General features: G+C 33.5%; 26 protein-coding genes. 18 read left to right on the top strand and 8 right to left on the bottom strand.

The genetic code is table 11. The features are described 5' to 3' along the window. The first annotated feature begins 30 nt into the window (after nt 1-30). Nucleotides 31-1,284 (top strand): MFS transporter, encoded by a 1,254-nt coding sequence (locus CLU81_RS20370; protein WP_099711475.1) that lies wholly within the window; start codon nt 31-33, stop codon nt 1,282-1,284. 199 nt (nt 1,285-1,483) lie between these two features. On the opposite strand, the gene CLU81_RS20365 is transcribed toward CLU81_RS20370, so the two are convergent. Both CLU81_RS20365 and CLU81_RS20360 read right to left on the bottom strand, forming a co-directional pair. Then, on the bottom strand, nt 1,484-2,197 hold the full coding sequence (locus tag CLU81_RS20365; protein ID WP_099712819.1) for a hypothetical protein: 714 nt from the start codon (nt 2,195-2,197) through the stop codon (nt 1,484-1,486). Between the two features lie 289 nt (nt 2,198-2,486). Then, a complete protein-coding gene (locus CLU81_RS20360) occupies nt 2,487-2,906 on the bottom strand; it encodes a hypothetical protein (protein ID WP_144444534.1) in 420 nt (139 codons plus the stop codon). 256 nt (nt 2,907-3,162) lie between these two features. Here CLU81_RS20360 and CLU81_RS20355 point away from each other — a divergent pair, with 256 nt between their 5' ends. The 15 genes from CLU81_RS20355 (at nt 3,163) to CLU81_RS20285 (ending at nt 16,753) form a co-directional block, all read left to right on the top strand. After that, nucleotides 3,163-4,086 carry a DnaJ C-terminal domain-containing protein gene (locus CLU81_RS20355; RefSeq protein WP_099711473.1) on the top strand — a complete coding sequence of 308 codons (924 nt, stop codon included), beginning with the start codon at nt 3,163-3,165 and terminating at the stop codon, nt 4,084-4,086. Continuing rightward, a complete protein-coding gene (locus CLU81_RS20350; RefSeq protein WP_099711472.1) occupies nt 4,079-4,384 on the top strand; it encodes a chaperone modulator CbpM in 306 nt (101 codons plus the stop codon). The genes CLU81_RS20355 and CLU81_RS20350 overlap by 8 nt, the downstream gene beginning before the upstream one ends. Nucleotides 4,385-4,740: 356 nt before the next feature. After that, a complete protein-coding gene (locus CLU81_RS20345) occupies nt 4,741-5,124 on the top strand; it encodes a RidA family protein (protein ID WP_099711471.1) in 384 nt (127 codons plus the stop codon). 186 nt (nt 5,125-5,310) lie between these two features. After that, entirely contained in the window at nt 5,311-6,555 is a 1,245-nt protein-coding gene (locus tag CLU81_RS20340; RefSeq protein ID WP_099711470.1) for a chloride channel protein, read from the top strand. Nucleotides 6,556-6,889: 334 nt separating this feature from the next. Beyond that, nucleotides 6,890-7,894 (top strand): bifunctional oligoribonuclease/PAP phosphatase NrnA, encoded by a 1,005-nt coding sequence (locus tag CLU81_RS20335; RefSeq protein ID WP_099711469.1) that lies wholly within the window; start codon nt 6,890-6,892, stop codon nt 7,892-7,894. 4 nt (nt 7,895-7,898) lie between these two features. Continuing rightward, nucleotides 7,899-8,588 (top strand): gliding motility-associated peptidyl-prolyl isomerase GldI, encoded by a 690-nt coding sequence (gene gldI / locus CLU81_RS20330; RefSeq protein WP_099711468.1) that lies wholly within the window; start codon nt 7,899-7,901, stop codon nt 8,586-8,588. A 15-nt stretch (nt 8,589-8,603) separates the two neighbouring features. Beyond that, nucleotides 8,604-9,677, top strand: a complete 1,074-nt coding sequence (locus CLU81_RS20325; RefSeq protein WP_099711467.1) for a peptidylprolyl isomerase — start codon at nt 8,604-8,606, stop codon at nt 9,675-9,677. A gap of 49 nt (nt 9,678-9,726) precedes the next feature. Further along, nucleotides 9,727-10,893 (top strand): peptidylprolyl isomerase, encoded by a 1,167-nt coding sequence (locus CLU81_RS20320; RefSeq protein ID WP_099711466.1) that lies wholly within the window; start codon nt 9,727-9,729, stop codon nt 10,891-10,893. A gap of 223 nt (nt 10,894-11,116) precedes the next feature. After that, nucleotides 11,117-12,013 (top strand): DMT family transporter, encoded by an 897-nt coding sequence (locus tag CLU81_RS20315; protein WP_099711465.1) that lies wholly within the window; start codon nt 11,117-11,119, stop codon nt 12,011-12,013. Nucleotides 12,014-12,100: 87 nt separating this feature from the next. Next, entirely contained in the window at nt 12,101-12,457 is a 357-nt protein-coding gene (locus CLU81_RS20310) for a DoxX family membrane protein (protein WP_099711464.1), read from the top strand. A 24-nt stretch (nt 12,458-12,481) separates the two neighbouring features. Continuing rightward, nucleotides 12,482-13,189, top strand: a complete 708-nt coding sequence (aqpZ, locus tag CLU81_RS20305; RefSeq protein WP_099711463.1) for an aquaporin Z — start codon at nt 12,482-12,484, stop codon at nt 13,187-13,189. 41 nt (nt 13,190-13,230) lie between these two features. Continuing rightward, the gene (locus CLU81_RS20300; protein ID WP_099711462.1) at nt 13,231-13,473 is read left to right on the top strand and encodes a GlsB/YeaQ/YmgE family stress response membrane protein; all 243 of its coding nucleotides are present in this window, start codon (nt 13,231-13,233) and stop codon (nt 13,471-13,473) included. 93 nt (nt 13,474-13,566) lie between these two features. Then, on the top strand, nt 13,567-14,394 hold the full coding sequence (locus CLU81_RS20295) for a sterol desaturase family protein (protein WP_099711461.1): 828 nt from the start codon (nt 13,567-13,569) through the stop codon (nt 14,392-14,394). A gap of 119 nt (nt 14,395-14,513) precedes the next feature. Beyond that, entirely contained in the window at nt 14,514-14,792 is a 279-nt protein-coding gene (locus tag CLU81_RS20290; RefSeq protein WP_068843242.1) for a DUF2805 domain-containing protein, read from the top strand. Nucleotides 14,793-14,893: 101 nt separating this feature from the next. Beyond that, nucleotides 14,894-16,753: a peptidase M61 gene (locus CLU81_RS20285; protein WP_099711460.1), complete on the top strand. Its 1,860-nt coding sequence runs from the start codon at nt 14,894-14,896 to the stop codon at nt 16,751-16,753. Nucleotides 16,754-17,003: 250 nt separating this feature from the next. Here the strand turns inward: CLU81_RS20285 and CLU81_RS20280 are convergent, their stop codons facing one another. Next, entirely contained in the window at nt 17,004-17,447 is a 444-nt protein-coding gene (locus tag CLU81_RS20280; RefSeq protein ID WP_099711459.1) for a hypothetical protein, read from the bottom strand. 200 nt (nt 17,448-17,647) lie between these two features. Next, entirely contained in the window at nt 17,648-19,975 is a 2,328-nt protein-coding gene (locus CLU81_RS20275; protein WP_099712818.1) for a GH92 family glycosyl hydrolase, read from the bottom strand. A 188-nt stretch (nt 19,976-20,163) separates the two neighbouring features. On the opposite strand from CLU81_RS20275, the gene CLU81_RS20270 reads away from it, so the two are divergent. Further along, nucleotides 20,164-20,787, top strand: coding sequence for a M949_RS01915 family surface polysaccharide biosynthesis protein (locus CLU81_RS20270; protein WP_099711458.1), 624 nt, complete (start codon nt 20,164-20,166; stop codon nt 20,785-20,787). 136 nt (nt 20,788-20,923) lie between these two features. After that, nucleotides 20,924-21,571 carry a hypothetical protein gene (locus CLU81_RS20265; protein ID WP_099711457.1) on the top strand — a complete coding sequence of 216 codons (648 nt, stop codon included), beginning with the start codon at nt 20,924-20,926 and terminating at the stop codon, nt 21,569-21,571. A gap of 7 nt (nt 21,572-21,578) precedes the next feature. On the opposite strand, the gene CLU81_RS20260 is transcribed toward CLU81_RS20265, so the two are convergent. The 4 genes from CLU81_RS20260 to CLU81_RS20245 all read right to left on the bottom strand — a co-directional run bounded on the left by CLU81_RS20260 (nt 21,579) and on the right by CLU81_RS20245 (nt 25,992). Next, nucleotides 21,579-22,187 carry a GNAT family N-acetyltransferase gene (locus CLU81_RS20260; RefSeq protein ID WP_099711456.1) on the bottom strand — a complete coding sequence of 203 codons (609 nt, stop codon included), beginning with the start codon at nt 22,185-22,187 and terminating at the stop codon, nt 21,579-21,581. Nucleotides 22,188-22,482: 295 nt separating this feature from the next. Further along, nucleotides 22,483-22,839, bottom strand: coding sequence for a hypothetical protein (locus CLU81_RS20255; RefSeq protein ID WP_099711455.1), 357 nt, complete (start codon nt 22,837-22,839; stop codon nt 22,483-22,485). A 333-nt stretch (nt 22,840-23,172) separates the two neighbouring features. Then, nucleotides 23,173-24,351, bottom strand: coding sequence for an AIR synthase related protein (locus CLU81_RS20250; RefSeq protein ID WP_099711454.1), 1,179 nt, complete (start codon nt 24,349-24,351; stop codon nt 23,173-23,175). Nucleotides 24,352-24,504: 153 nt separating this feature from the next. Further along, nucleotides 24,505-25,992, bottom strand: a complete 1,488-nt coding sequence (locus CLU81_RS20245; RefSeq protein ID WP_099711453.1) for a carboxypeptidase regulatory-like domain-containing protein — start codon at nt 25,990-25,992, stop codon at nt 24,505-24,507. Nucleotides 25,993-26,001: the final 9 nt, after the last annotated feature.

Raw genomic sequence — 26,001 nt, 5'->3', positions numbered from 1 at the left:
TACATACTTAGGCTTAAATAAAAATTACTTATGGATATAAACAGTAATAAATCGTATAGCAAATACTATGTTATTGCGTGGGTATTTGGTTTAGTTTTCTATTTTTTGGATTATGTAATTCGTTCTGCTCCGGCGGTAATGTTTCCGGAACTTTCTCAAAATTTTTCGGTTAACGAAATCAGATTAGTCGAAATTGTCGGGACTTATTATTACACGTATTCTACTTGTAGCTTGATTGCAGGAATTGCTTTGGATCGATTTGGAGCAAAATATTCCCTTTTTACCGGAGCACTTATTTTAGGAATTGGCTGTTTATTATTCCTTATTTCAAGTCAGTTTAGTGGAGTCGTTGGCCGACTATTTCAAGGTGCCGGTTGTGCTTTTGCTTTTCCTGGTTGTGTGTATCTTGCGAGCAAAGGATTCTCGGCAAAATCATTGGCAACAGCAATAGGTTTTACGCAATGTTTAGGAATGCTTGGCGGTTCTGCCGGACAATTTGTTGTAGGACCTTTGATCGAAAAAGGAATGGACATTACTACTTTTTGGTTGTCAATTGGAATCTTTACTATTATCGTAGCCTTTGGACTTTGGTTTATAACTCCGGCAAACCAAACCGAACCCAAAACAGAAGCGAACACCAAGAAACAAAGTTTACTCAATCCTTATAAAATTGTATTTAGCAATCCGCAATCGTGGTTGTGCGGTATTGTTTCGGGATTATTATTTGCACCAACAACTATTTTTGCGATGACTTGGGCAGTTGATTTTTTCCAAAAAGATCGCGCTTTTGATTTTCATACCGCAACGATTTCAAGCGCAATGGTAGCTTTCGGTTGGGTATTTGGATGTCCGTTATTAGGTTATATTACCGATAAAATAAACAGACGAAAACCTGTTTTAATATTTGGTGCGCTTTTAATGATTGCAAGTTTAGTGCAGTTGTTGTATTTCCCGGATTTACTTCCCACAAAAATCAGTATGTTTTTATTGGGAGTTGCTTCCGGCGCAGCGATGATTCCGTATTCAATAATCAAAGAAGCAAATCCGGATAACGTAAAAGGAAGCGCAACCGGAGCCATCAACTTCATAACCTTTGGAGTAACAACGCTTCTAAGTCCGTTATTCAGTAATTTGTTTGGAAAAACACTTCAGGATACTACAGATAAAGCATTGCATTTTCAGCAAGCAGGTTTATTTTGGATTATCGGAATTTCGATCGCTATTTTGGTAAGTTTAATGCTTAAAGAAACAGGTCAGGGAAAAGCAAGTAATTTGGAAAACTAATAAATCCTGTGTGTAATTTTATAACACATAGAAACATAGCTTTTGATTATTTAAAAGAGGCGTTTCACTTATTTATAAAACACATAGTTGATCTATGTTTCTATGTGTTTTTAAATAAAAGCCACCGATTAAAAGGATTAAACAGATTAAAAAATTAGAATCTGCTTAATCTGCATGAAAAAAATCTTGTAGTATATTACTATTCTTTAGTAACAATAATCGAAGCTTTGAATCCAGCGGCAAGATTGTTCCAATAATCATTGGTAACTAATTGTCCTTTATCGTCATAAACCTGAATTTCTGCAGTGTTTCCACCTAAAGAACCAATGTTTAACGCTTCAAAATCTAATTTATTAAAGCCATTTGAAAGCACGATTTTTACATCTTTAAAATTAGAATCTAAAAATATCTGATCTCTGATCACCATATCGTTTGAAGATACTCTAACCAAATCGCCATCGATAGCGCCAAAATCACGGAACTTTACAATAAAATAATTTGACTTGGTTTTAAATTCACCAAGCGAAATATTTTTCTTAACAAGTTCTCCACGACCTTCACGCAATCCGGCATCTTTAAGAGCTTTGTCTAAATCCTTCTCCATTTTTGCAACATAACGATCTCCGGGATTTGCAAAATCAGTTTCAGTAGACATCGTAAATTTGCTCTTTTCCTGTCCCACCTGCAATTGAGATTTTGGAGTAATACTTGTATTATCAAAAACATTTGGCGTTTTAATACTCGGAATATCGCTATTGTCTGCCTGAGGATCTTTTATTTGAGGAATGGGTGTTTTCTTAGGTTTTGCACTAAATTTTGGAGCAGCGATAGGCTTGAATTTTGTTCCAAATTCAGTTTGTGCTGATACCGTTACAGCTGTAAAAAGTAGTATGAAAAATAAAATGTGCTTCATTGAAAAAGTATTTATCGAATCGGCTTTTATAGTTTTTATAAAATCTAAGTATAGCATCACAAAAATAGCATAATTTAATTACGGGCTACAACTTTAAGAGTATTATAACAATATATTAGGCTAATTTTTGGAATCAAAAAACCTGCCAAAAAGATTATCACACTGAATTTTATTCAATCATAATTATAGTAAAAACAACAAAATCCGACTTATTTTCACAAGTCGGATTACTGAAAAAAAATAAAAAATACATAAAAAAAATTACTTAAATTTCAGTCCAAATACTAAACTAATCCCTAACAATAACCGCGGTCAATGTCGTAAGATCTAATGTTTTACCAACAGTATAAGAAAGGTGCACACTATCTGTATATGTAACTCCTGCCTCAACATATTCTACATATGTAGTTCTCTGAAAAATTTCGCCATCAGTAGTTTTAGCCGTAAACTTCACCGTGAAATTTCCTTGCTCATATTTCGAATAAGATGTTTTAGAAGTGTTTTTTACATTAAAAGCAATTACAAGATAATCACCGTATAATTTTTGTGGTGTATAGGTTAAAGCAAAATCCTCCACATTAAATGTATTGGCATTCGATGGCACATAATCATCATCATTACTGCTTGAACTACAGTTTACTAATAAAATTGACATACTCAATAAAAGAACATAACTAAGCGTCGATTTAAAAAAAGATAAGTTTCTCATAATTATAAAATATTTATTGTTGTGGTTTCTTTATCATCTTTTAATTGCCTTAAAGAAATAGACAATAGTCTATATTTATTTTTTTACAATTATAGACAATATTCTATGTATAAGAAAATATATTTGTAAGAATTATATTAAAAACAAACAATTAGCATTATATATTAAGTTCCTTATTTAAAAAATATAAAATTTTGATAATTACCAACTTATTCCTAACTTCAAGACTTTAATTTCTTTAATAAAATCTTATAAAATGGATTATATCGACTATTATAAAGTATTGGAAATCACAAAATCAGCGACTGAAGCTGAAATTAAGAAGGCTTATCGAAAAATGGCTCGAAAATATCATCCGGATTTAAACCCGAATGACAAAGAGGCTGAGAAAAAATTCAAGGAGATAAATGAGGCTAATGAGGTTTTGAGCAATCCTGAAAATCGTAAAAAATATGATAAATACGGAAAGGACTGGAAACATGCTGATGAGTTTGAAAAAGCAGGCTACGATCCTAACCAGCAACAGTATACGAGACAACAACAAGGCGGAAATCAAAGTTATACTGATTTTGGCGGAGGAGATTTTTCAGGAAGTGATTTTTCTGAATTCTTTAATTCTATGTATGGTTCTGCGGGAAGAAGTTCCAGAAGTCAGGCTAAATACCGAGGGCAGGATTTTAATGCTGAATTGCAATTAGATCTCGCATCGGCTTATACAACGCACAAACAAAACTTAACTGTAAACGGCAAAAATATCCGAATTACAATTCCGGCGGGAGTTGAAAACGGGCAAATTATAAAGATTCCAAATCATGGCGCTCCCGGCGCAAATGGAGGCCCAAATGGAGATTTATACATTACTTTTTTAATTGATAATAATTCTGATTTTAAACGTGAAGGCAATAATTTATATGCCGATGTTGATCTGGATTTGTACACGGCAATTTTAGGCGGAGAAATTTTCGTGAATACTTTCGATGGAAAAGTAAAAATAAAAGTTCCTGCCGAAACACAACCCGGAACTAAGGTTAAACTGAAAGGAAAAGGTTTTCCCGTGTATAAAAAAGAGAGTCAGTTTGGGGATTTATACATCACTTATACTTTAAAACTTCCGACTAAATTATCTCAAAAAGAAAAAGAATTATTTCAGGAATTAGCTAAATTAAGAAGTCATGAATAGTAAAAACTTAATTCAAATAAAACAGTTTTGTGTGTATCACGAAATCGAAAATACTTTTATAACGGAATTGCATAATTATGGTTTAGTGCAAATTATTGTTCTTGAAGAAGATGAATATTTACAACCGGAACAATTGCCTGCTGTCGAGAAAATGATTCGCCTTCATTATGATCTTAAAATCAACATTGAAGGGATTGATGTCATTGCCAATTTACTGGACAAAATCGAAACTTTGCAACAAAATCTTACGACGACGCAAAATAAACTCCGCCTTTATGAACAGCATCAAATCGAATAAATGAAAAACTTTCTTCAAGCTAATTTTAACACATAGAAACATAGCTTTTGATGTTGTAAAAAAGACGTTTCACTAAACATTAATACACATAGCTCCATGTGTGAAGAAACGTGTTTCTTTTTTGCATCACTTTTTGAATACAAAAAACCTATGTATCTATGTGTTAAATATTTTTTTTCTAAGTATCTACTGAAAATAAAATCTATACTCAAAATATCACAAAAAAGAATGATTTACGAAATGATTTCAGTCTAAGATAATTCCTTTTCATCTGCATATTTTATAAATTGCAGCAAAATTAACGAACCGGAATTTGTTTTTAAAAATGCTAAAACAAATTCAAAAAAACTTAAAAAATGAAAAGAGAAAACATCTTAACAGGATCACCTTGGGAGGACAAAATGGGATATTGTCGTGCAGTAAGAATTGGCAATATTATTGAAGTTTCAGGAACTGTGGCTATTGTTGATGGCGATAAAGTAAAGGCGGACGACGCTTATGCTCAAACCTATAACATCCTGGAACGTGTTGAAAAAGTTTTAGAAGATTTAAATGTTGGAATGAAAGATGTGATCAGAACCAGAATCTTTACAACCAACATTTCTACTTTTGAAGATGTAGCAAGAGCGCACTCAGCGTTTTTTAAAGATGTAAAACCAACAACCGGATTTTATGAAATCAGTAAATTGGTTGCTCCTGAATATTTAGTTGAAATTGAATTTACTGCTGTTGTGCAGTAATTTATTTTTGCCACGAATTTCACGAATTAACTCGATTTTTTTTGTCTTCAAAAAATGGCTTTAAGTATTTACTAAAAAAATCCTTTTTAATCCATTCAATCTGTGGCAAAAAATTCCGCAAAAACACGAAGAAATTCGCGAAAATTCGTGAAATTCGTGGCAGAAAAAACTTCTCTTAAATAATTAATGACTTCTCAAACCCCAAAACAAATACTTCTGACAATTTTCAAATGGATTCTCATTTGTGTTTTGATAGGGATTTTATCAGGATCTGCATCAGCATTTTTTCTGGTTTCTCTGGAATTTGTAACACAATTTAGAATTCACCACGATTGGATTATCTGGCTTTTGCCTTTTGGTGGATTATTAGTTGGTTTGAGTTATTATTTTTGGGGAGAATCTGTCGTAAAAGGCAATAATTTATTGCTTGAAGAATACGAAAATCCTCAAAAAGTGATTCCGCTAAAAATGGCTCCTTTAGTACTTTTAGGAACTTTACTTACCCATTTATTTGGAGGTTCAGCCGGTCGCGAAGGTACAGCGGTCCAAATGGGCGGAGCAATTGCAGATCAATTTACTAAGATTTTTAAATTGGATAATTCCGAAAGAAAGATTTTAATTATTCTGGGAATTAGTGCCGGTTTTGCTTCTGTTTTTGGAACTCCATTGGCAGGCGCAATATTTGCTTTAGAAGTTTTATATTTCAGCAAAATCAATCTTAAAAGTATCATTTTATCTTTTCTAGTGGCTTATGCAGCTTATTTTACCGTAGAATTTTGGCATGTAAAACATACACATTATAGCATTCCGGTTGTTCCTGAACTTAGTATTCCGACAATTGGCTATGTAATTATAATTGGAATTTTATCCGGATTTTCGGCTTTGTTATTCGCCAGAAGTACTCATTTTTGGGGTTCGCTTTTTTCGAAAAATATAAAATATCCTCCGTTGCGTCCTTTTATTGGCGGAATTATTCTTGCCATTGCAATTGCAGGTTTCGGACTTACGAAATTCTCCGGATTAGGCGTTCCTGTAATTGTAGATTCATTTTCGAATGCAAATCCGTGGTATGATTTTTTATTGAAAATTCTGTTTACAGGTTTTACTTTAGGAGCAGGTTTTAAAGGTGGCGAAGTAACTCCGTTATTTTTTGTTGGCGCTACTTTAGGAAGTGCTTTATCCTTGATAATTCCGTTGCCAATTGCGTTTTTAGCAGGATTGGGATTCGTTGCTGTATTTTCGGGCGCGACCCACACTCCTATCGCCTGTACAATTATGGGCATGGAACTCTTTGGAATTCAACCCGGAATTTTCATTGCAATTGCTTGTATTATCGCTTACTTTTCTTCAGGTTCTATGGGAATTTATAAATCACAAATTGTCAAAGGAGCGAAGTTCAGGCTGTACCAAAGATTAAACTCCAATTTTTAAATTCCAAAATATTAAAAAATTCCAAAGAATAAATTCCAAATCCCAAATTCTCAACGGATTAAAATCCGTTGCTACAAAATAAATCGTTCCTCTGGAACTTTAATTTTATTAAGGTAAAATCACGCAAAAAATCAGTTTAAATCCGCGTTTTCGCTTTAGCGAATCCGTTTCATCTGCGTATAAATTTAAATCTCAAAAATTAAATTCCAAATTCCAAACGCAATTCCCTTTTACATTTCACATTTTACATTTCACAATTAACGACCAACATAAAAGTGTGTTAATCTGTAAAATGATTTCAACATTACATTAAAAAAATGTAAATTCGCACACTATGAAAATACAAGATATTCAAGCGATACAATTATTACTCGCAACCCCAAAGAAAATCGCCATAATTCCGCATAGAGGTCCTGATGGAGACGCTATGGGCTCGACCTTAGCATTATATCATTTTTTACTAAAAAATAAGCATCAGGCAACTGTAATTGCACCGAACGATTTTCCTGATTTTCTAGCTTGGTTACCAGGCTCAGAAACTGTAAAAATATTCGAAAAAGATACTGAAAACTGCACCAAAATATTAGAAGAAGCTGAGTTGATTTTTACGCTTGACTTTAATGCTTTTCATCGTACAGGCGAAATGGAACATACTTTGGCTAAGCTAACGGCTCCATTTATCATGATTGATCATCATCAAAAACCTGATGATTATGCTGCTTATATGTATTCTGATACTACATTTGGGTCTACTTGCGAAATGGTTTATAACTTCATTTCGTTTTTAGGCAAAAAAGAAGATCTGGACAAAACAATTGCAACGTGTATTTATACAGGAATTTTGACCGATTCAGGTTCGTTTCGCTTTCCGGGAACAACAGGAAATACACACCGAATCATTGCTGAATTAATTGATCTGGGAGTTGAAAATACTCAAATTCCGGTTTTATTATTTGACAATAGTTCTTACAGCCGTTTGCAATTATTAGGTCGTGCTTTGCAGAACATGAAAGTTTTTGAGGACCATAAAACTTCTTATACTTCGCTTACTCAAGCTGAGTTGGATTCTTTTAATTATGTAAAAGGTGACACTGAAGGAATCGTAAATTATGGATTAAGTATAAAAGGTATTCTTTTTACTGCTATTTTTATCGAAAATAAAGACGAGAAAATAATCAAAATCTCTTTCCGTTCGCAAGGAGGATTTGATGTGAACCAATTTGCGAGAGATCATTTTAACGGAGGCGGACATAGCAATGCTGCCGGCGGAAGATCTGATGTTTCGATGGAAGAAACTTTGACAAAATTTGAAAATTTAGTAACCAAACTAAACATATAACCCCATGAACTACCTAAAAACAAGCATTTACACCCTACTTTTTGCTGTTTTACTGGTTAGCTGTAAACAGCATGAAGATGCGAGAAGACCTATTTCAAGGACTTCGGGAACTTTCATGAAAAAATCAGTTGATCGTAACAAAAAAATAATTGCTAATGAAGAAGAGGTTATCAAAAAAATAATCAAAAGCAATCCTAAAACTAAATATTTTGCTACCAGAAAAGGATATTGGTTTTCTTATGATGAAAAAAATGAAACCGATCTTGCAACACCTAGAAAAGGCGATATCGCTTATTTTAATTTGGAAGTAAAAGATATAAAAGGCAATATTATTTATTCAGAAGCTGATCTTGGACCGCAAACTTATTATGTAGACAAACAAGATATCATGATGGGATTGCGCGATGGTATTAAACTGATGCATAAAAATGAAACGGTGACTTTCTTGTTTCCGTCTCATATTGCTTACGGATATCATGGAGACAACAAAAAAATTGGTACTAATCAATCATTAATTTGCACGGTTACGCTTAGAAATTTTGTACCGGATCCTGCTGCAGCAAAAACAGGAATTCCGGCAGGACAAACTCCCGCTGCGCAAACTGCAGGAGGACAAACTCCACCACCTGCAACGCCAAAACCATTAGCCGTAAAACCGGCACCTAAAGCTAAAAAAGATACAATAAACCCATAAAAAAACATTTTAAAAATGAAAAAAAGTATTTTATTATTACTACTAGCCGTTACCTCATTTTATTCTTGTAAAGACGAACACAGCAATTTACCTGATGGTTTATATGCTGATATTGAAACTAATAAAGGACATATTATTGTAGAATTAGATTATAAAAAAGCTCCAATTACGGTAGCTAACTTTGTAACTCTTGCCGAAGGTAAAAATGAATTCGTGACAAAAGATTATTTAAAAAATAAACACTTTTATGACGGATTAAAATTCCACAGAGTTATTGAAGATTTCATGATTCAAACCGGAGATCCTGAAGGAACTGGTTCTGGAGATGCAGGTTACAGATTTAAAGATGAAATCACAGATCTTAAATTTGACAAAGGCGGAGTTCTGGCGATGGCAAATAATGGTCCTGGAACAAACAGCAGCCAATTTTTTATCACACATGTTGAAACTCCATGGTTAAACGGAAAACACACTATTTTTGGTCACGTTGTAGAAAAAGGTCAGGAAGTTGTAAATCAAGTTAAACAAGACGATAAAATTGTAACCGTAACTATCATCAGAAATGGTGAAGCTGCAAAGAAGTTTGATGCTGTAAAAGTATTTCACGATTATTTTTCTGAAATCGCAAAAGAAAAAAGCAAATTTGACGGTGTTCAAAAAGAAAAAGTAGCTTATTTGGCTTCTGTAAGACCAAAAGCGACAAAAACAACTACTGGTTTAGAGTTTGTAATTACTGAAAAAGGAAATGGTAAAAAACCAGCTGCAGGAACTCAAATCTACATTAACTATTCTGGTTTCTTAGAAGACGGAACTTTGTTTGATTCAAGTGTAGAAGAAGTTAATAAAGCTTATGGAAAGTTTGATCAGGCAAGAGCAGAACAACACGGATACCAACCAATTCCGTTTCAGGCAGGTCGTAAAGACGGTATGATTCCAGGATTTATTGAAGGAATCGAGCAACTTTCTTTTGGAGATAAAGCAGTTCTTTTTATTCCGTCTCATTTAGCATATGGAGCAACTGGAGCAGGAGGAGTTATTCCGCCAAATGCTAATATTATTTTCGAAATACAATTATTAGAGAAACCGTAATAATATTCTTATCTTTAAAGCGTTATTACAGACTTAAATTCGATACACTATGAAATTTAAATTTCTATTTTTATTTTGCTTAGCGATAGCTAATATTCAAGCTCAAGCACCAAAAAAACTGGTTGCAAAACCAAAACCTGCAACAGCAAAAGCGGCTCCTGCAACAAATCCTAGTGAAGGTATTTTTGCTACTATTTCAACTACAAAAGGAGACATTGTTTTAACTTTAGAATATGTAAAAGCTCCAGTAACAGTTGCAAACTTCATCGCTTTGGCAGAAGGTAAAAACCCTTATGTAAAAGTTGAAAGCAAAAAAGGAAAGCCTTTTTATGACGGATTAAAATTTCACAGAGTTATCAATGACTTTATGATTCAGGGTGGAGATCCGCAAGGAAATGGTTCTGGAGATCCGGGATATGCATTTAAAGATGAGTTTGTTCCTGAATTGAAATTTGATAAAGGCGGAATTTTAGCAATGGCTAATTCTGGACCTGCAACAAACGGAAGTCAATTTTTTATCACGCACAAAGACACGCAATGGCTTAACGGAAAACATACTATTTTTGGTCATGTAGTTTCTGGAATGGACGTTGTAAATAAAATTGTTCAGGATGATGTGATCACAAAAATCGTTATTACACGCAAAGGCGCTGCTGCCAAAAAATTTGATGCTGTAAAAGTTTTTAGCGATTATGAAAAAAACAAAGAAGCTGAGAAAAAAATAGAAGCTCAAAAATTAGAGGCTCAAAAAGAACTAACTAAAAAAGCAGCTTCAGAAAAAGCCGTTTCTTTTGCAGCAACAAAAGCCGCAGCGACTACAACTGCATCTGGTTTAAAATATGTAATTACAAAAAAAGGAAGTGGTGTAAAAGGTGCTCCGGGATCTACAATCTACTTTCATTATGCAGGTTATTTTGAAGACGGAAATCTTTTTGACAGCAGTTTACCAAGTGTAGCAAAAGCTTATGGTCAATATAATGCCGCAAGAGATGCACAAGGCGGATACAAAGCGTTTCCTTTTGAAGTTGGTAAAAAAGACGGAATGATTCCTGGTTTTATCGAAGCATTGGATATGATGACTGACGGAGAAAAAGCAACATTCATTCTTCCTGCAAATTTAGCTTACGGAGAAAAAGGTGCCGGAGGAGTAATTCCACCAAATGCAACTTTGATTTTCGAAATTGAAGTATATCAAAATCAGCCTGTTGTAAAATAACAACAAGTTTATTTTATCTTATATAAGTCAAACCCATCAAAATTTAGATTTTGATGGGTTTCTTATTTTTATTCGGGTGGTAATTATATCAAATTCATAATTTTAGAATAAAAATTAGACTTCAAACCATAGTGATAATAATGTTTATAACCTTTTTCTACTAATTCTTAAACAAAATAGCTTACCTTTGCCGGCTTTATTTTTTTAATCAAACAAGTATAAGATGTCACAAAACAACGTATTAAAGGGAGTATTTTTAGTTGCAATAGGAGCAACAACTTACGGAATGTTAGCTACTTTCGTAAAAATGGCCTATTCTGAAGGATATACAACTGCCGAAGTAACAACATCTCAATTTATACTTGGAATTATTGGTATTTTATTGATCAATGCTTTTCAAAAAGCAAAACATAAAGACAAAGTTGTAAAAGCTTCCAAAAAAAATATATTTAGCTTAATGCTTGCAGGAACTTCATTAGGAATGACAAGTTTATTCTATTATTTAGCCGTAAAATTCATTCCGGTATCTATAGGTATTGTTCTTTTAATGCAAACAGTTTGGATGGGAGTTTTACTTGAAATGATTTTAGAAAAAAAATTACCTTCAAAACAAAAAGTCATTGCCGTAATTATTGTACTTATTGGTACTGTTTTGGCAACCAATATTATCCATAATGATATTCAATTAGACTGGAGAGGTATCGCTTGGGGAGTTTTGGCGGCGGCATCTTTTACTACAACTATGTTTACTGCAAATAGTGTTGCAACTGAAATTTCGTCTGCTCAAAGAAGCTTATACATGCTTTTAGGTGGAGCTATTATCGTATTCTCATTTGCGTTTGCAACTCAGGTTACACCTTTTAACTTTGAGATTTTCATGAAATGGGGAATTATACTGGCTTTATTCGGTACTATTATTCCTCCTATGTTAATGACTGCAGGTTTCCCGTTAACCGGAATTGGATTAGGAAGTATTGTTTCGGCACTAGAACTTCCGGTTTCTGTTATGATGGCTTACGTTTTATTAAATGAGCAAGTTATCTTCTCTCAATGGGTTGGAATTGTATTAATTATTTTAGCGATAATTATTATGAATGTAAATTTCAAGTCTAAAAAATAGCCTAATTTGCAAGACACGAAAAAAAAGCGTCTTGTAATGTTATAATTGTTAATTTTTTTATAAATTCGTGATAAACAATAAGATATCATGAATCTACCCTGGCATTTATATTTAATGGCTTTTCTTTATATAGTTGCCGGACTTAATCATTTTAGAAAACCGGGAATGTATATCAAAATCATTCCTCCCGCATTTAAAAACCCTAAATTAATAAATACCATAAGCGGAGCTGCCGAAATAATTCTTGGCATACTTCTGCTGTTTCATCCTACGACTAAATTAGCAGCTTGGGGTATCATTGTACTCTTAATTGCTGTATTTCCTGCTAACTTATTCATGTTTCAAAATAAAAAAGCAAGTTTCGGCTTGCCAAAATGGATTTTATTTGTACGTTTGTTCTTACAGATTATTTTCGTGTATTGGGCTTACCAATACACTATTTAACATTAACCATTAAATTATTTTATTATGAAAAAATTATTTGCAGAATTTTTCGGAACCTATTGGCTTGTTTTTGGAGGTTGCGGGAGCGCTCTTTTTGCTGCCGGCATTCCTAATCTGGGAATTGGCTTTGCTGGTGTTGCTTTGGCCTTCGGTTTAACCGTATTAACGATGGCTTATGCAGTTGGACATATCTCAGGCGGACATTTTAATCCTGCTGTATCTTTCGGTTTATGGGCTGGAGGAAGATTTCCGGCAAAAGATCTATTGCCTTACATTATTTCGCAATGTGTTGGAGCATTAGCAGCTGCGGGAACATTGTTTATAATCTGGTCAGGCAAAGCAGGAAATGTAATTGATAATACTAAAGCCGGAGCTTTTGCTTCAAATGGTTTTGGCGCATTTTCTCCTGATGGATATTCTTTACAATCTGCATTTATAGCTGAGTTTGTTCTGACATTATTCTTCTTATTGGTAATTCTGGGCGCTACAGATAAATTTGCAAACGGAAGATTTGCAGGAATCGCAATTGGTTTAGCCTTGACTTTAATTCACTTAATCAGTATTCCAATTACCAATACTTCAGTAAATCCTGCAAGATCATTGTCACAAGCAATTTTTACCGGAGGAGAACCTTTATCTCAAGTTTGGTTATTTTGGCTAGCACCAATTTTAGGAGCAATAGTCGCCGGATTTATTTATAAAACATTATTGCAAAACCACGCTGAAGCTTAATCCCCTTTATAAATCAAATCATAACTAAAAAACTTAACACTATGGAATTTTTGTACTTTTTACTTATAGGAGCCATTTCAGGATGGTTAGCAGGCCAAATCTGGAAAGGTGCAGGCTTTGGATTACTTGGTAATATCATCGTTGGAATTGTTGGTGGAATCATTGGTGGCTGGATTGCCGGAAGACTCGGTATTGGTGGCGGCGGATTGCTTTGGCAAATTATTATAGCCGTTGGAGGTGCATGGGTGCTATTATTTCTAATTAGTCTCGTAAAAAAAGCATAAATACTTTTATAAGTAACTCTATTTTGAAAGAGAAAATCTGATATATTTATATTTGATTTTCTCTTTCTCATTTTTATTCTAAATTCAAGTATTATGAATGAAGTAATTGCATATTTCAGTACGATTCCCTCTGCACATCGAAGTTTAATTCTGGTTGGAGGAATAACTTTTTTCTGGATTATAGAGAACACCTTTCCCCTATTTCAGATGCAATATAAAAAATGGCATCATGCAGGAATCAACTTTTTCCTGACATTGACAACCATTATCATTAATTTTTTACTGGCTTTTATCTTAATCAAAACAGCATCGTGGACAACTGAAAATCATTTTGGAATTTTACAATGGCTTCCGGAGATTCCAATTTTGCTTTATACCTTAATCGGATTGCTTTTATTGGATTTAATCGGGGCTTATTTACCGCATTATATTCAACATAAAATAAAATTCCTGTGGCGTTTTCATATTGTCCATCATACAGACACGTGGATTGACACAACAACTGCCAACAGACATCATCCGGGAGAAAGCGTAATTCGTTTTGTATTTACAACTCTTGGGGTTCTGATCGTAGGAACTCCAATGTGGATGGTCTTTTTGTACCAAACCTTGTCAGTTGTAGCGACGCAGTTTAATCACGCTAATATTTCGCTGCCAAATAAACTAGATATTTTTCTGAGTTATTTTATTGTTTCTCCCAATATGCATAAAGTACATCATCATTATGTTGTTCCTTACACAGACAGTAATTACGGAAACATATTTTCGGTTTGGGATCGTCTTTTTGGAACTTTTACAACATTATCCAAAGACAAATTAATCTATGGCGTTGACACACATATGCTGCCTGAAGAAAACAATAAATTGAAAAATTTATTGAAAATTCCGTTTCAAAAATCGAGATCTATAAAAAACAGTTAAAAACAATAAAAAAACGTACTTGAACTCACCAAGTAATTATTTTTTTTATTAATATTGATACTTAAATTGAAAATCAATCTATTAATCATTAACCTCTATTTTGAATTAATTTTCACGTGATGAAAAAGAGTAACCGCAAAGAATTGAATTGGGAACAAACGGAAAGACTTGTTTCGTTAGCTTTAGAAGAAAAAAATCCATTTGAAATCATAAAAAAAGAATTTGGATTAGCAGAAAAAGAAGTTCTGGAAATCATGAAAAAGAAAATGCCTCTTGAAAAATTTGAGATGTGGAAAAAGAAGGCCATTGCTAATAAACCAAAACCAAAACCAGTTAAAATAGATGATTTTGATGAAGATTTGGATGGTAAATATTATATAAAAAACAAACTAGACTAAGACGAAACTCCTGTTCTTCAGGAGTTTTTTTTTATATTTTAATTTTTATTGTAACATTTTTACCGACTGTTAGTCAAATACAAATAACTAAACTTATTCAAATGAAAAAAATACTTTATACTTTAGCTCTTGCAGTAACGCTTTGGAGCTGTAAAACAGGAAGTTCTTCAGGCGCTGCAAAAAGCAATGTTGTAGAGGTCAATATTAATCTTGTCGATGTAAAAGATGACAAAGTTCTCGTAACTGTTACTCCTCCACAGATTAAAACTGACGAAATCATTTATAGCATTCCTAAAACAGTTCCGGGAACTTATTCTACGGATAATTACGGAAAATACTCTGATTCTTTTAAGGCTTTTGATGATAAAGGAAAAGAATTAACTGTAAAAAGAATTGACGATAACTCTTGGTCAATTTCTAATGCTAAAACATTAAAAAAAGTTACTTATTTGGTAGGTGACACATTTGATACTGAAAAAGGAACCGGATTTGGTAACGACGATGTATTCTCGCCAGCGGGAACAAACATCAATGCAGGAATCAATTTCTTAGTTAACACGCACGGTTTTGTAGGTTATTTTCAAGATAAACTAGAAGTTCCTTACAAAGTTACAATAACACATCCTGAAACACTTTGGGGAGCAACTTCAATGACTGACGAAGATGCAAGCAAAACAAGCGACGTTTTTACAACATCACGTTATGCAGTTTTGGTAGAGAATCCAATTATGTACTCAAAACCGGATTATACTACATTTAACGTAAACGGAATGGATATTTTAATCGCTGTTTATTCTCCAACAGGAAAATTTACTGCAGAAAGCATCACTCCGGAAATGAAGACAATGATGACGGCGCAGAAAAACTTTTTAGGAAAAGTAAATGCTAATAAAAAATATACAGTTTTAGTGTATTTATCATCTATGGCAAAAGACGACGCTCACGGTTTTGGAGCTTTAGAGCATCCAACTGCAACTACGGTTGTTTTACCGGAATCTATGCCAAAAGAAAAATTAGTAGAAACGATGAAAGATGTCGTTTCTCATGAGTTTTTTCATATTGTGACTCCATTGACTATCCACTCAAAAGAAATTCAGTTTTTTGATTATAATGCGCCTAAAATGTCTGAGCATTTATGGATGTATGAAGGTGTAACAGAATATTTTGCTAATCTTTTTCAAATCAACCAAGGTTTGATTAATGAATCTGAATTCTATACTCGTATTGCTGATAAAATCGAACAATCAAAATCATTAAATGACACAATGCCATTTACTGTAATGAGTAAAAATGTATTAGAGCAGCCGTACAAAGATCAATACTTAAATGTGTACCAAAAAGGTGCCCTAATTGGAATGTGTATTGATATTATCATCAGAGAAAAAAGCAACGGAGAAAGAGGTATTCTTGATTTAATGCATAAATTATCTGCTGAATATGGTGTTGAAAAACCATTTAATGATGAAGATCTTTTTGCAAAAATCACTCAATTGACATATCCTGAAGTTGGAGAATTTTTGAATAAATATGTGGCTGGACCAACTCCAATTCCTTATGATTTTTATTTAGCAAAAGTTGGTGTTACAAAAGCTTCTGAGAAAACTCCCGGGTCAATTTTCATCAAAGGACAAAACCCATACATTAGCGTAGATAAAGCAACTAAAGCAATTAATGTTCGCCCTGATATCGATCTAAACGTATTTTTTACGAACTTAAATCTAAAAGCCGGAGACGTAATTGTTTCTGTAAATAATAAAGCATATAGTCTTGACAATATTTATGATTTGATTACAGAAAGTGAAAACTGGAAAGAAAATGATCCGATCACTCTTCAAATCAAACGTGCAGGAAAAGAGGAAACTATCAAAGGAACTGTAAAAGTACCTTTTGAAGAAAAAGAAACTTTTAAAGCAACTGACGCTTCTAAAGAGAAACTTAGAAATGCTTGGTTAAAAGGATAATTTCTTTTTAAAACACAAAAAAACCGACAAGTGATTGTCGGTTTTTTTTATGTTTATTAATCTGTTAGATTCTTGTTACTTTAAAATCTGTCAGACTTTTTTTGTCAGACTGAGCGAAGTCGAAGTCCCGTAAGCCGAATCACTATGCGGACTTCGACTTCGCTCAGTCTGACAATGATTGTGTGTAATCCTTTGGTTTTACCTTTGTCAAAGTTTAAAACTTTGACAAAGGTTTTTCAAAACAATACGTTTATTTCTTAACCGGAAATTTCCAGTCAAATTCGTCTTTATCATTTATGATTGCTCCTACTTCGAATTTTACTACTTCGTCAAATTCAGTTTGTAGAATAAACCAATTGTCTTCATTGAAATAGTTTTCGAAAGTATCAAAAGTTTCCTGAGTATATTTTGTGATTCCTTTTGTCGCTAAATCTTTCTTTACATCAGCAATTTTTCTTCCGATTAACTTAAAGCCAAAAACCTCTAAATCATTACTTGAAGCCACTACATAACCTAATTTCATGTCTTCTTCCTGATAAAATGTCAATCTGATTTTTTGTGCGTTGTATACAAAAATCACATTATCATCTTCGTCTTTATAATTTTTATCAGGTTTTCCTAAAGCAGCCGTTACATCGTTCTGCTTCATTCCGAAAAGCAATTTATCAATTCCTGATTTTAGATTTATTTTCATATTTACTTTTGTTTAAAGTGCAAATTTCGTGAAGTTTTTTGTTGTTCCGCCACGAATTGCACAAATTTTCTCAAATTATATTTGTCAGGCTGAGCGAAGTCGAAGCCCTTTTCGTTACAAAAGCCTTTGACTTCGCTCAGGATGACAATAAAAAAATCCGCATAAACCCGTTTCATCCGCAAAATCCGTGGGCAAATTTATTAGTTCACGTAATTCTTTTTGTTAGGTTTGGCACTCATGTAAAAAGTAATTTTCCCGCCATTAATAACATTTGCATGTTTCAAGAAAGGCTTGTCTAATTGTTTTCCGTTTAAAAGTACTTTACTCACAAACACATTTTTATCAGATTGATTTACGGTTTCTACTTCGAAATTTTTTCCGTTTTCTAAATTAAAAACAGCTTTTTTAACCAACGGACTTCCCAAAGCATATTCATCTGAACCTGGAGCAACTGGATAAAATCCTAAACTGCTAAAAATATACCAAGCGCTCATTTGTCCAAAATCGTCATTTCCACCTAAACCGTCAGCACCATTTCTGTACATTTTTTTCAGAATCATTCTGATTTTGTCTTGCGCTTTCCATGGCGAATTTGTCCAATCGTATAGATAAACAACGTGATGCGAAGGTTCATTTCCGTGCACATAATTTCCTATGATTCCTTCTCTGGTAATATCTTCTGTATTTTCAAAATATTTGTCCGGTAAATGCATGCTGAATAAAGAATCCAAACGAACATTAAATTTGTCATTTCCACCCATCATTTTAATCATTTCTGCAGGATCTTGCGGAACGTATAAACTATAATTCCATGAATTTCCTTCGATAAAACCTTGTCCGTGTGTATCAAGCGGATCAAATTCTTTTTTGAAAGTTCCGTCATTCAATTTAGGACGCATAAATCCTGTTTTTGCATCGTAAACGTTTTTGTAATTTTTAGATCTTTCGATAAATTCATTATAAACTTCTGTTTTACCTAACTTTTTTGCTGCCTGAGCAATTGCCCAATCATCATAAGCATATTCTAATGTTTTAGAAACCGAAGATCCGTTTTTATCTTCGGGTACGTAACCCATTTTCATATAATATTCTAAACCGTCGTAATACGGAACTTTTGCTGTATTTATACAAGCCTGAAGCGCTTTCTCTTTATCAAAATTTCCGTTTCCTTTTACAATTGCATCGGCAACAACAGACACGGAATGATAACCAATCATACACCAGTTTTCATTGGCATAATGCGACCAGATTGGCAACATTTTATGCACACTTTGATCTGAATGTGCCAACATTGAACTAATCATATCTGAGTTTCTCGCAGGCTGAACAATATTAAATAAAGGATGTAAAGCTCTATAAGTATCCCACAAAGAATAACTGGTATAATTTTTAAAGTTTTCGGCTTTATGAACATTCATATCCAAACCTTTGTAATTCCCGTCTAAATCCATGTATTCTGTTGGACCTAAAAAAGCGTGATACATTGAGGTATAAAAATTCACTAAATCTTCCTTTTGAATGGTTTCAATCTGAATTTTGTTCAGTTCGTTATTCCAGACTTCCTGACTTTGTTTTTTGACTTTTTCGAAATCCCAACCCGGAACTTCTTTTTTCATATTTTCTAGTGCTCCGGCAGAACTTACCGGCGATAAGGCCATTTTTATTTTGATTTTTTCTCCTTCTTCTGTATTGAAATCAAAAAACAATTTTAAGTTTTGACCCGCCATTTCAGGGAAGTTTTTGGTTTGATCAAATCTTCCCCAGAAACCTCTGTAAACACTTTTTTCCTGTGCTGCTTGTCCGTAACTTTTAATTGGTTTACTAAAAGACATGGCAAAATAAACAGTTCTGGTTCTCGCCCATCCGTTTGTCTGACGATATCCTGTGATTAATGTGTCATTCTCAACGCGAACAAATGTCCAGACATTCTTTTTATCATAATTATAGATTCCCGAAGTTAAATCAAGAATAATATGTGCTTCATCTGACTTTGGAAAAGTATATTGATGCATTCCAACTCTTGTCGTTGCCGTAAGTTCGGCTTTGATTTTATGATCTTCAAGAAATACGCTGTAATAAGCTGGTTCTGCTTTTTCGGTTGAATGTGAAAACGCAGATCTATAACCTGACAATGGTTTTGAGGCTACTCCAGGATTCAATTGTAATTTTCCGGTTGTTGGCATGATTAAAAAATCTCCTAAGTCCGAATGTCCTGTTCCGCTAAAATGGGTATGGCTAAAACCTACAATCGTTTTGTCTTCGTATTGATATCCAGCGCAATATTTATAAACATCGCCATTGTATTTTCCGTTTAAACTGTAAGCAATTGTATCTGTTTCAGGACTTAATTGCACACTTCCAAAAGGAACGGTAGCTCCGGGATAAGTATGTCCCATCTTGGCTGTACCAATCATTGGATCGACATACTGAATTAGATTTTTTTTCTCTATTTTCTTTTGTGCATTCATTTTATTGCCGTAACCCAGCGATAAAAAGGTTAATCCCAAAAGAAGACTTTTACATTTCATTCTATTCATCAGGTAATTTTTTAATATTATTTTGGTCCAGAACAGCATTGGCTTTTTACTAAAACGATTTACCAATACTTTTAGGTTAGAAAAATACAACAAAATATGCTTTTTTAAAAATATAAATTTCCCATCGTTAAATAAGGTTTTAAATATCTTTGAAATATCAAAAAAACGCGCCTCATTCTATGAAACATTATATTTTATTGCTGCTGCTTTCTTATTCAACTTTCAGCTTTTCACAAAAAGTAAGCAGTTATAAATTGACTAAAGACGAAATAATACAGAAAGAACTGAACGGAGTTTCTGATTTTCCTATTTACAAAGCTTTCGAATATCAGGATAAAGGCGGTGTTTATGAATTGCTTTTCTGTGAAAACCAGAAAACTATTTCTAAAAAAGACACTCTAAATACTAAGATTCAGGCGATTTCTACAATGAATGATCATGGTGGTTTTCTGGAAAAATGGAGAATTAATGATCTTTTAGAAAATACTGAACCAAAAGAAACTAACATTTGGTTCTGGACAAAATATTGCAGCACTAAAGATCTTGATGGCGATGGTTATATTGATCCTATTATTGTTTACGGAACTCGAAATGAGGATAATGAAATAAAACGCGTTAAAATCATTACGGTTTATAAGAACAAAAAATATGCAATTCGTGCCGTTGAATGTGATTTAGATTATTGCAGAAGTTTCAAAAAAGATCAAAATTGGAATACGCTTCCGCAGAAAATAAAAACTTATGTCGATCAATTGCTTGTGAAGCTAAGAAAGGAACAAGATTTATTGTTGAAAGATGGGTAGAAGCTTGCAAAATTATGCATTTGCAAATTTAGTTGAATTACGATTTTTAATTTCTATTTTCGTTCTGCGTAAAGAACTATTTTTATAAGTTGCAATAACAAAAGGATAACGCTAGCGATAATAACAAAAACATCAAATGAAATCAATTACACTACTTTTATCAATTTTAATATTTGCTACTTCTAGTTGCCAGAAAAAAAATATTGAAAACAACAAAAATGAATTCGAAGGAAAAATTACTTATGAAGTTTCTGTAGTTTCTAAAACAAATAACATATCTACAGAAAATCTTCAAAAAATATATGGTACCAGAATGACAAAATACTTTAAGAATGGTAATTTTAAAATGTCATATAATGGAGAAGATATAAATACCATATATTTTATTAAGAATGACAATAAGGAATATGATTATAGAAATGGTATTGATACTCTTTTTGTAACACCTTATAACGAGGAAACACGAAAGTTAATTACTTCTAAATTTGACAATTCTGAAAAAATAATTCTTAACCGAAAATGTAAATTATTAATTCATGAAATGGAGAATACTAAAAATTATTATTGGTATGATTCCTCATTATATATAAATCCGGAAAATTATAAAGACAGTAAATTTAGTTTTACTGATATATATTTTAAGCAAACAAAAGCGCCTTGGTTAAAATATAAATATGAAGGAGAAAATTTTACAACTACCTATACAGCAATTGAAATAAGTGAGGAGAAACTAGATGACAGTATATTTTCTTTACCTAATTTTCCGAAAAGTTACTACCAGTAGTACCAAACTATAATTTCTTCCTTAAATTTTCTTTTACCTCAGCAAACCATTCATCTCTTAGAATGCTTAGAACTATAGAATCACGTCTTACTTCACTGTTTGCAGTTGGCATGTGGCTTCTTAAAACGCCTTCGACTTTGCAACCGATGCTTTTCATCGCAGCGACACTTCGCTCGTTATTATTATCAGCACGGAATTCTACACGCTCCATTCCGAGTGTTTCGAAAGCAAATTGCAGCAATAAAAATTTGCAGTGTTTGTTGAGTCCGGTTCCTCTAAAGGCTGAACCGTACCACGTATATCCTAATTGCAGGGTTTTGTACTCTAATTGAATATCGTAAAAACGTGTTGATCCTGCGTATTTTTGAGTTTTTTTATCGAATACAATAAACGGAAATTCTTTTTTGTCTTCTCGCGCTTTTATTGCCGATTGGATGTATTTTATCAAATTTTCTTTTCCGTCTGCACCAACTAATGAATACTTCCAGGTTTCTGGCTCGTTGATCGAGATTTCTAATAAATTATCGACGTCGGATTCTTGTAATGGACGCAATAAAACTAAATCGTCTTCAAGGATAATGTTGTCTGAGAAACTGAAATTTGATGTTGTATTCATATTTTTTTTGTCGCAGATTTAATAGATTATAAAAATATCCAATATTTTTTTCTGGTTTAATTATGTAGTCCCTACGGGACAAATGAGGAATTTGTAAAATATGTTTCTACCAATATTTAATCTCTCCGAGATATTTAATCTGATTTGAAATACTCCGATAGGAGTTAGATATTGGTAAAATAAAATGAATGACTTATAAAAATGTCCCGTAGGGACTATACTTTTGACGCCTTCATGCAACGCTGTGATATTTTATTTTTCAAAGATTCACAAGATTTAAAGAATAATAAATCTATTACTCACTCATTTCGTCATATCGCTCCGGAACTTGCGGATCGTACAACGGACATTTGAATTCTTCCATTAAGGCAACTAACTTGTTCATGGTTTTACCTTCAGTTCCGTAACAATCGATTTTGACACTTTGTGGTGTTGTAATTACTTGAAATGCTCCTTTTCCGTTGGTATTTTTCCAGCTGTTTTCATCTACTTTTTCCCATTCTGAAAAAACAGAATTGATTCTGTTCATGATTACCTCAACAGGAAGTTTTTCTAAACCTTCGACTTCTTCTTTTTCGACAAGGGCTTCGTAAACTTCGTGATGATTTAAGTAAACTTCTTCTAAATATTTCCAAAAAAGTAATTCGTACATAGCCTGATGTTTTTTAGCCCCGATAGTAGTGAAAATCCTTTTGTTTTTTCTTTAAAAAACAAAAGGATTTTCACTACTATCGGGATTAGCTCCTAAAAAAGCTAATGGTTATTATTTTATAAAATTTTATTCTTTATCGAAGTTGAAGTCTAGAAAATTGGAACGGGCTTCGACTTCGCTCAGCCTGACAATCGACTTTCAAAAGCGATGTCTAACTTTGCGGGAGACGCACTGCTGTGCGCCTCTACGCATTATATGCTGAATAAATTTTAATATTTACTTCTAATATTAAGCTCAAAACCTTAGTAACTCAGAACCTTTGCAACTTAAATCCTAATACTCGAATGTTCCGTATTCGCTGGTGATAGTAAGTTTTTTAGCATCGGCTGCTTCTACTCTACCTACGATTTGTGCATCGACATTGAATGATTTTGAAATTGCAATAATATCTTGTGCAATATTCTCCGGAACGTAGATTTCCATACGGTGACCGCAATTGAAAACCTGATACATTTCTTTCCAATCTGTTTTTGATTGTTCCTGAATTAATTTAAATAATGGTGGAACCGGAAATAAATTATCTTTTATAATGTGAAGGTTTTGAACGAAATGTAAAATTTTTGTCTGTGCTCCTCCACTGCAATGCACCATTCCGTGAATTTCGTTTGGTGTATAAGTGTCTAAAATTTTCTTGATAATTGGCGCGTAAGTTCTCGTTGGAGAAAGTACTAATTGACCTGCATTGATTGGGCTGTTCTCTACGGCATCGGTTAAATTTACCTGACCTGAATAAATTAATTCTTCTGGAACAAGGGCATCGTAACTTTCCGGATATTTTTTAGCCAAATATTTTCCAAAAACATCATGACGCGCAGATGTTAATCCATTGCTTCCCATTCCGCCATTATAGCTTTTTTCGTAAGTTGCCTGACCAAAAGAAGTCAAACCTACAATTACGTCTCCGGCTTTGATACTTGCATTATCGACTACATCGCTGCGTTTCATGCGAGCGGTAACGGTAGAATCGACAATTATGGTACGAACTACGTCTCCAACATCAGCAGTTTCTCCTCCTGTTGAATGAATAGTTACGCCAAAAGATTTTAATTCGTTGATTAATTCTTCTGTCCCATTGATGATTGCTGAAATAACTTCGGCTGGAATTAAGTTTTTATTTCTTCCAATTGTAGAAGAAAGCAAGATATTATCTGTTGCTCCAACACATAATAAATCGTCGATATTCATGATTAAAGCATCTTGAGCGATTCCTTTCCAAACTGAAATATCTCCGGTTTCTTTCCAATACATATACGCTAATGACGACTTTGTACCTGCTCCGTCTGCGTGCATTATCAAGCAATATTCTTCGTCCTGCGTTAAATAATCAGGGACGATTTTACAAAATGCTTGAGGAAATAAACCTTTATCGATGTTTTTTATGGCGTTGTGTACGTCTTCTTTTGATGCCGAAACACCTCTTTGTGCGTACCTTTTGCTAGAATCTGAACTCATGAAACTTAGTTTGTGTTGATGTGGTGCAAAGATAATCCCTTTTTTTAATTCTTTGATTGATTCCGATGTCTGTTTCACAAAAAAAATCGGCAGTTTGTTGTCTCTGCCGATTTTCTATAATAAAATTGGTTTAAAAATTTTGATCTTTTTCGGCTATTCCCAATCTGGCATATAGAATCCTGAAAATAAATTGACGCGTGTATCTGCGGTTGAAATACCACTTTTCATTACAGTTTTTGCAGATACGCCATCATTTGAAGTATTGGTAAAAATAAATTCGGCTTCATTAGGCGAATATCTTGGATCATAATCATTCGTTCCTGCTGGTTTTTCGTTGGTAATTGATACTGCAGTTGAAGTAGCAAAATTGTACTCAAAAATTCGGCTGTCGAGTTGTCTGTAATTCTGATTTTCATATTCAGAAATATCTCTGGCATAAAGCAGTTTTTGTCCGGTTATCGAAAAATTTAATCCGTTTGTGGCTCCTTTATATCCGAAAAGTACCTGAGTAAGTACGGTTCCTGACATATTTATAACATAAATTTCTACACTATAACCGCTGACATCATTAACTTTTAAAGCGATTTTCGTGCCGTCATTACTCCAATCACATTCTGATATAAACTTGCCGGTTGGTGTTTTATAAATTTGTACCAAACCGCTTCCGTTATTATTGATTCGGTAGAGTTTATCAAAATTCGGATAAATAATCTGGCTTCCTGAGGTATTCCAACTAAAGCCTATATAATCTGAATTAAAGCCTGCAATAGGAACCGAGTTTGTGATTTTTGTGATCGATGATCCGTCTTCGTTCATGGTATAAATATGATTTTGTCCTCCGCTGGCTCTTATAAAAGCGATTTTTTTGGCTTGTGTATTTCTTCTCGGTCTCCAACTATTGGTTTCATTGGCCGTGAGTTGATATTTATTGCCTGCATCATCAATCGAAGATATTACATTATTGTCACCCACTTTATTAACTACCAAATATCTCGTGGTTGGGAATGTTATTGTGGTAAATGAACTTACAGCGCTTAAAACATCTGCGTTTATTCCGTCATTTACGGTTACTTGCCAAAAGTATTTTACTCCATATAATAATCCTGTTAGTGATAATTTTTTATCTTTTATATCTGTAAAAACTTTTACATCTGTATTAGCATCATTTCGCAAAGTGACTTTAAAAGTCAAAACATCATTATCAGGATCTGTTGCTGTCCAGGTAAGATCGAGTGCTGTATTTTGTTTTACGGCATTGTCTGTAGGAGCTGTCAAAGCCGGAATTGCAGGCGCTTTGTTATTTCCTGTTGATTTTTTTATCTCAAATATAACTTCAGATGTATTGTTGGCTGTCACAGTTACTGATTCGTATTTTGCGATATAACCATCTTTTTGAGCCTGAAAGGAGTATTCTCCAATTTTTACGTTAGTCATTACAAATTTCCCGTCGGCATCTGTAAAAACGGTTCCAGAAGTTGGGCTTGATGTAATTTTTGCGTTCTCCATTGGCAAAAAGCTGTCTGCGATTACTACTTTTCCGGTAACGGTTCCGTAGCTTACGGCGTCTATTTTTTCTTCACTGCAAGAACTTAGCACAATGAAAAAAAGAAAACAAAATTTAAAATATAAGTTACTCATCATCTGTGTTTT

Origin of the sequence: Flavobacterium sp. 9 (assembly GCF_002754195.1) — a bacterium.
In the GTDB taxonomy this organism is placed as follows: domain Bacteria; phylum Bacteroidota; class Bacteroidia; order Flavobacteriales; family Flavobacteriaceae; genus Flavobacterium.
The sequence above is the reverse complement of the archived record's forward strand: the minus strand, read 5'-3'. Positions and strand labels throughout refer to the sequence as shown.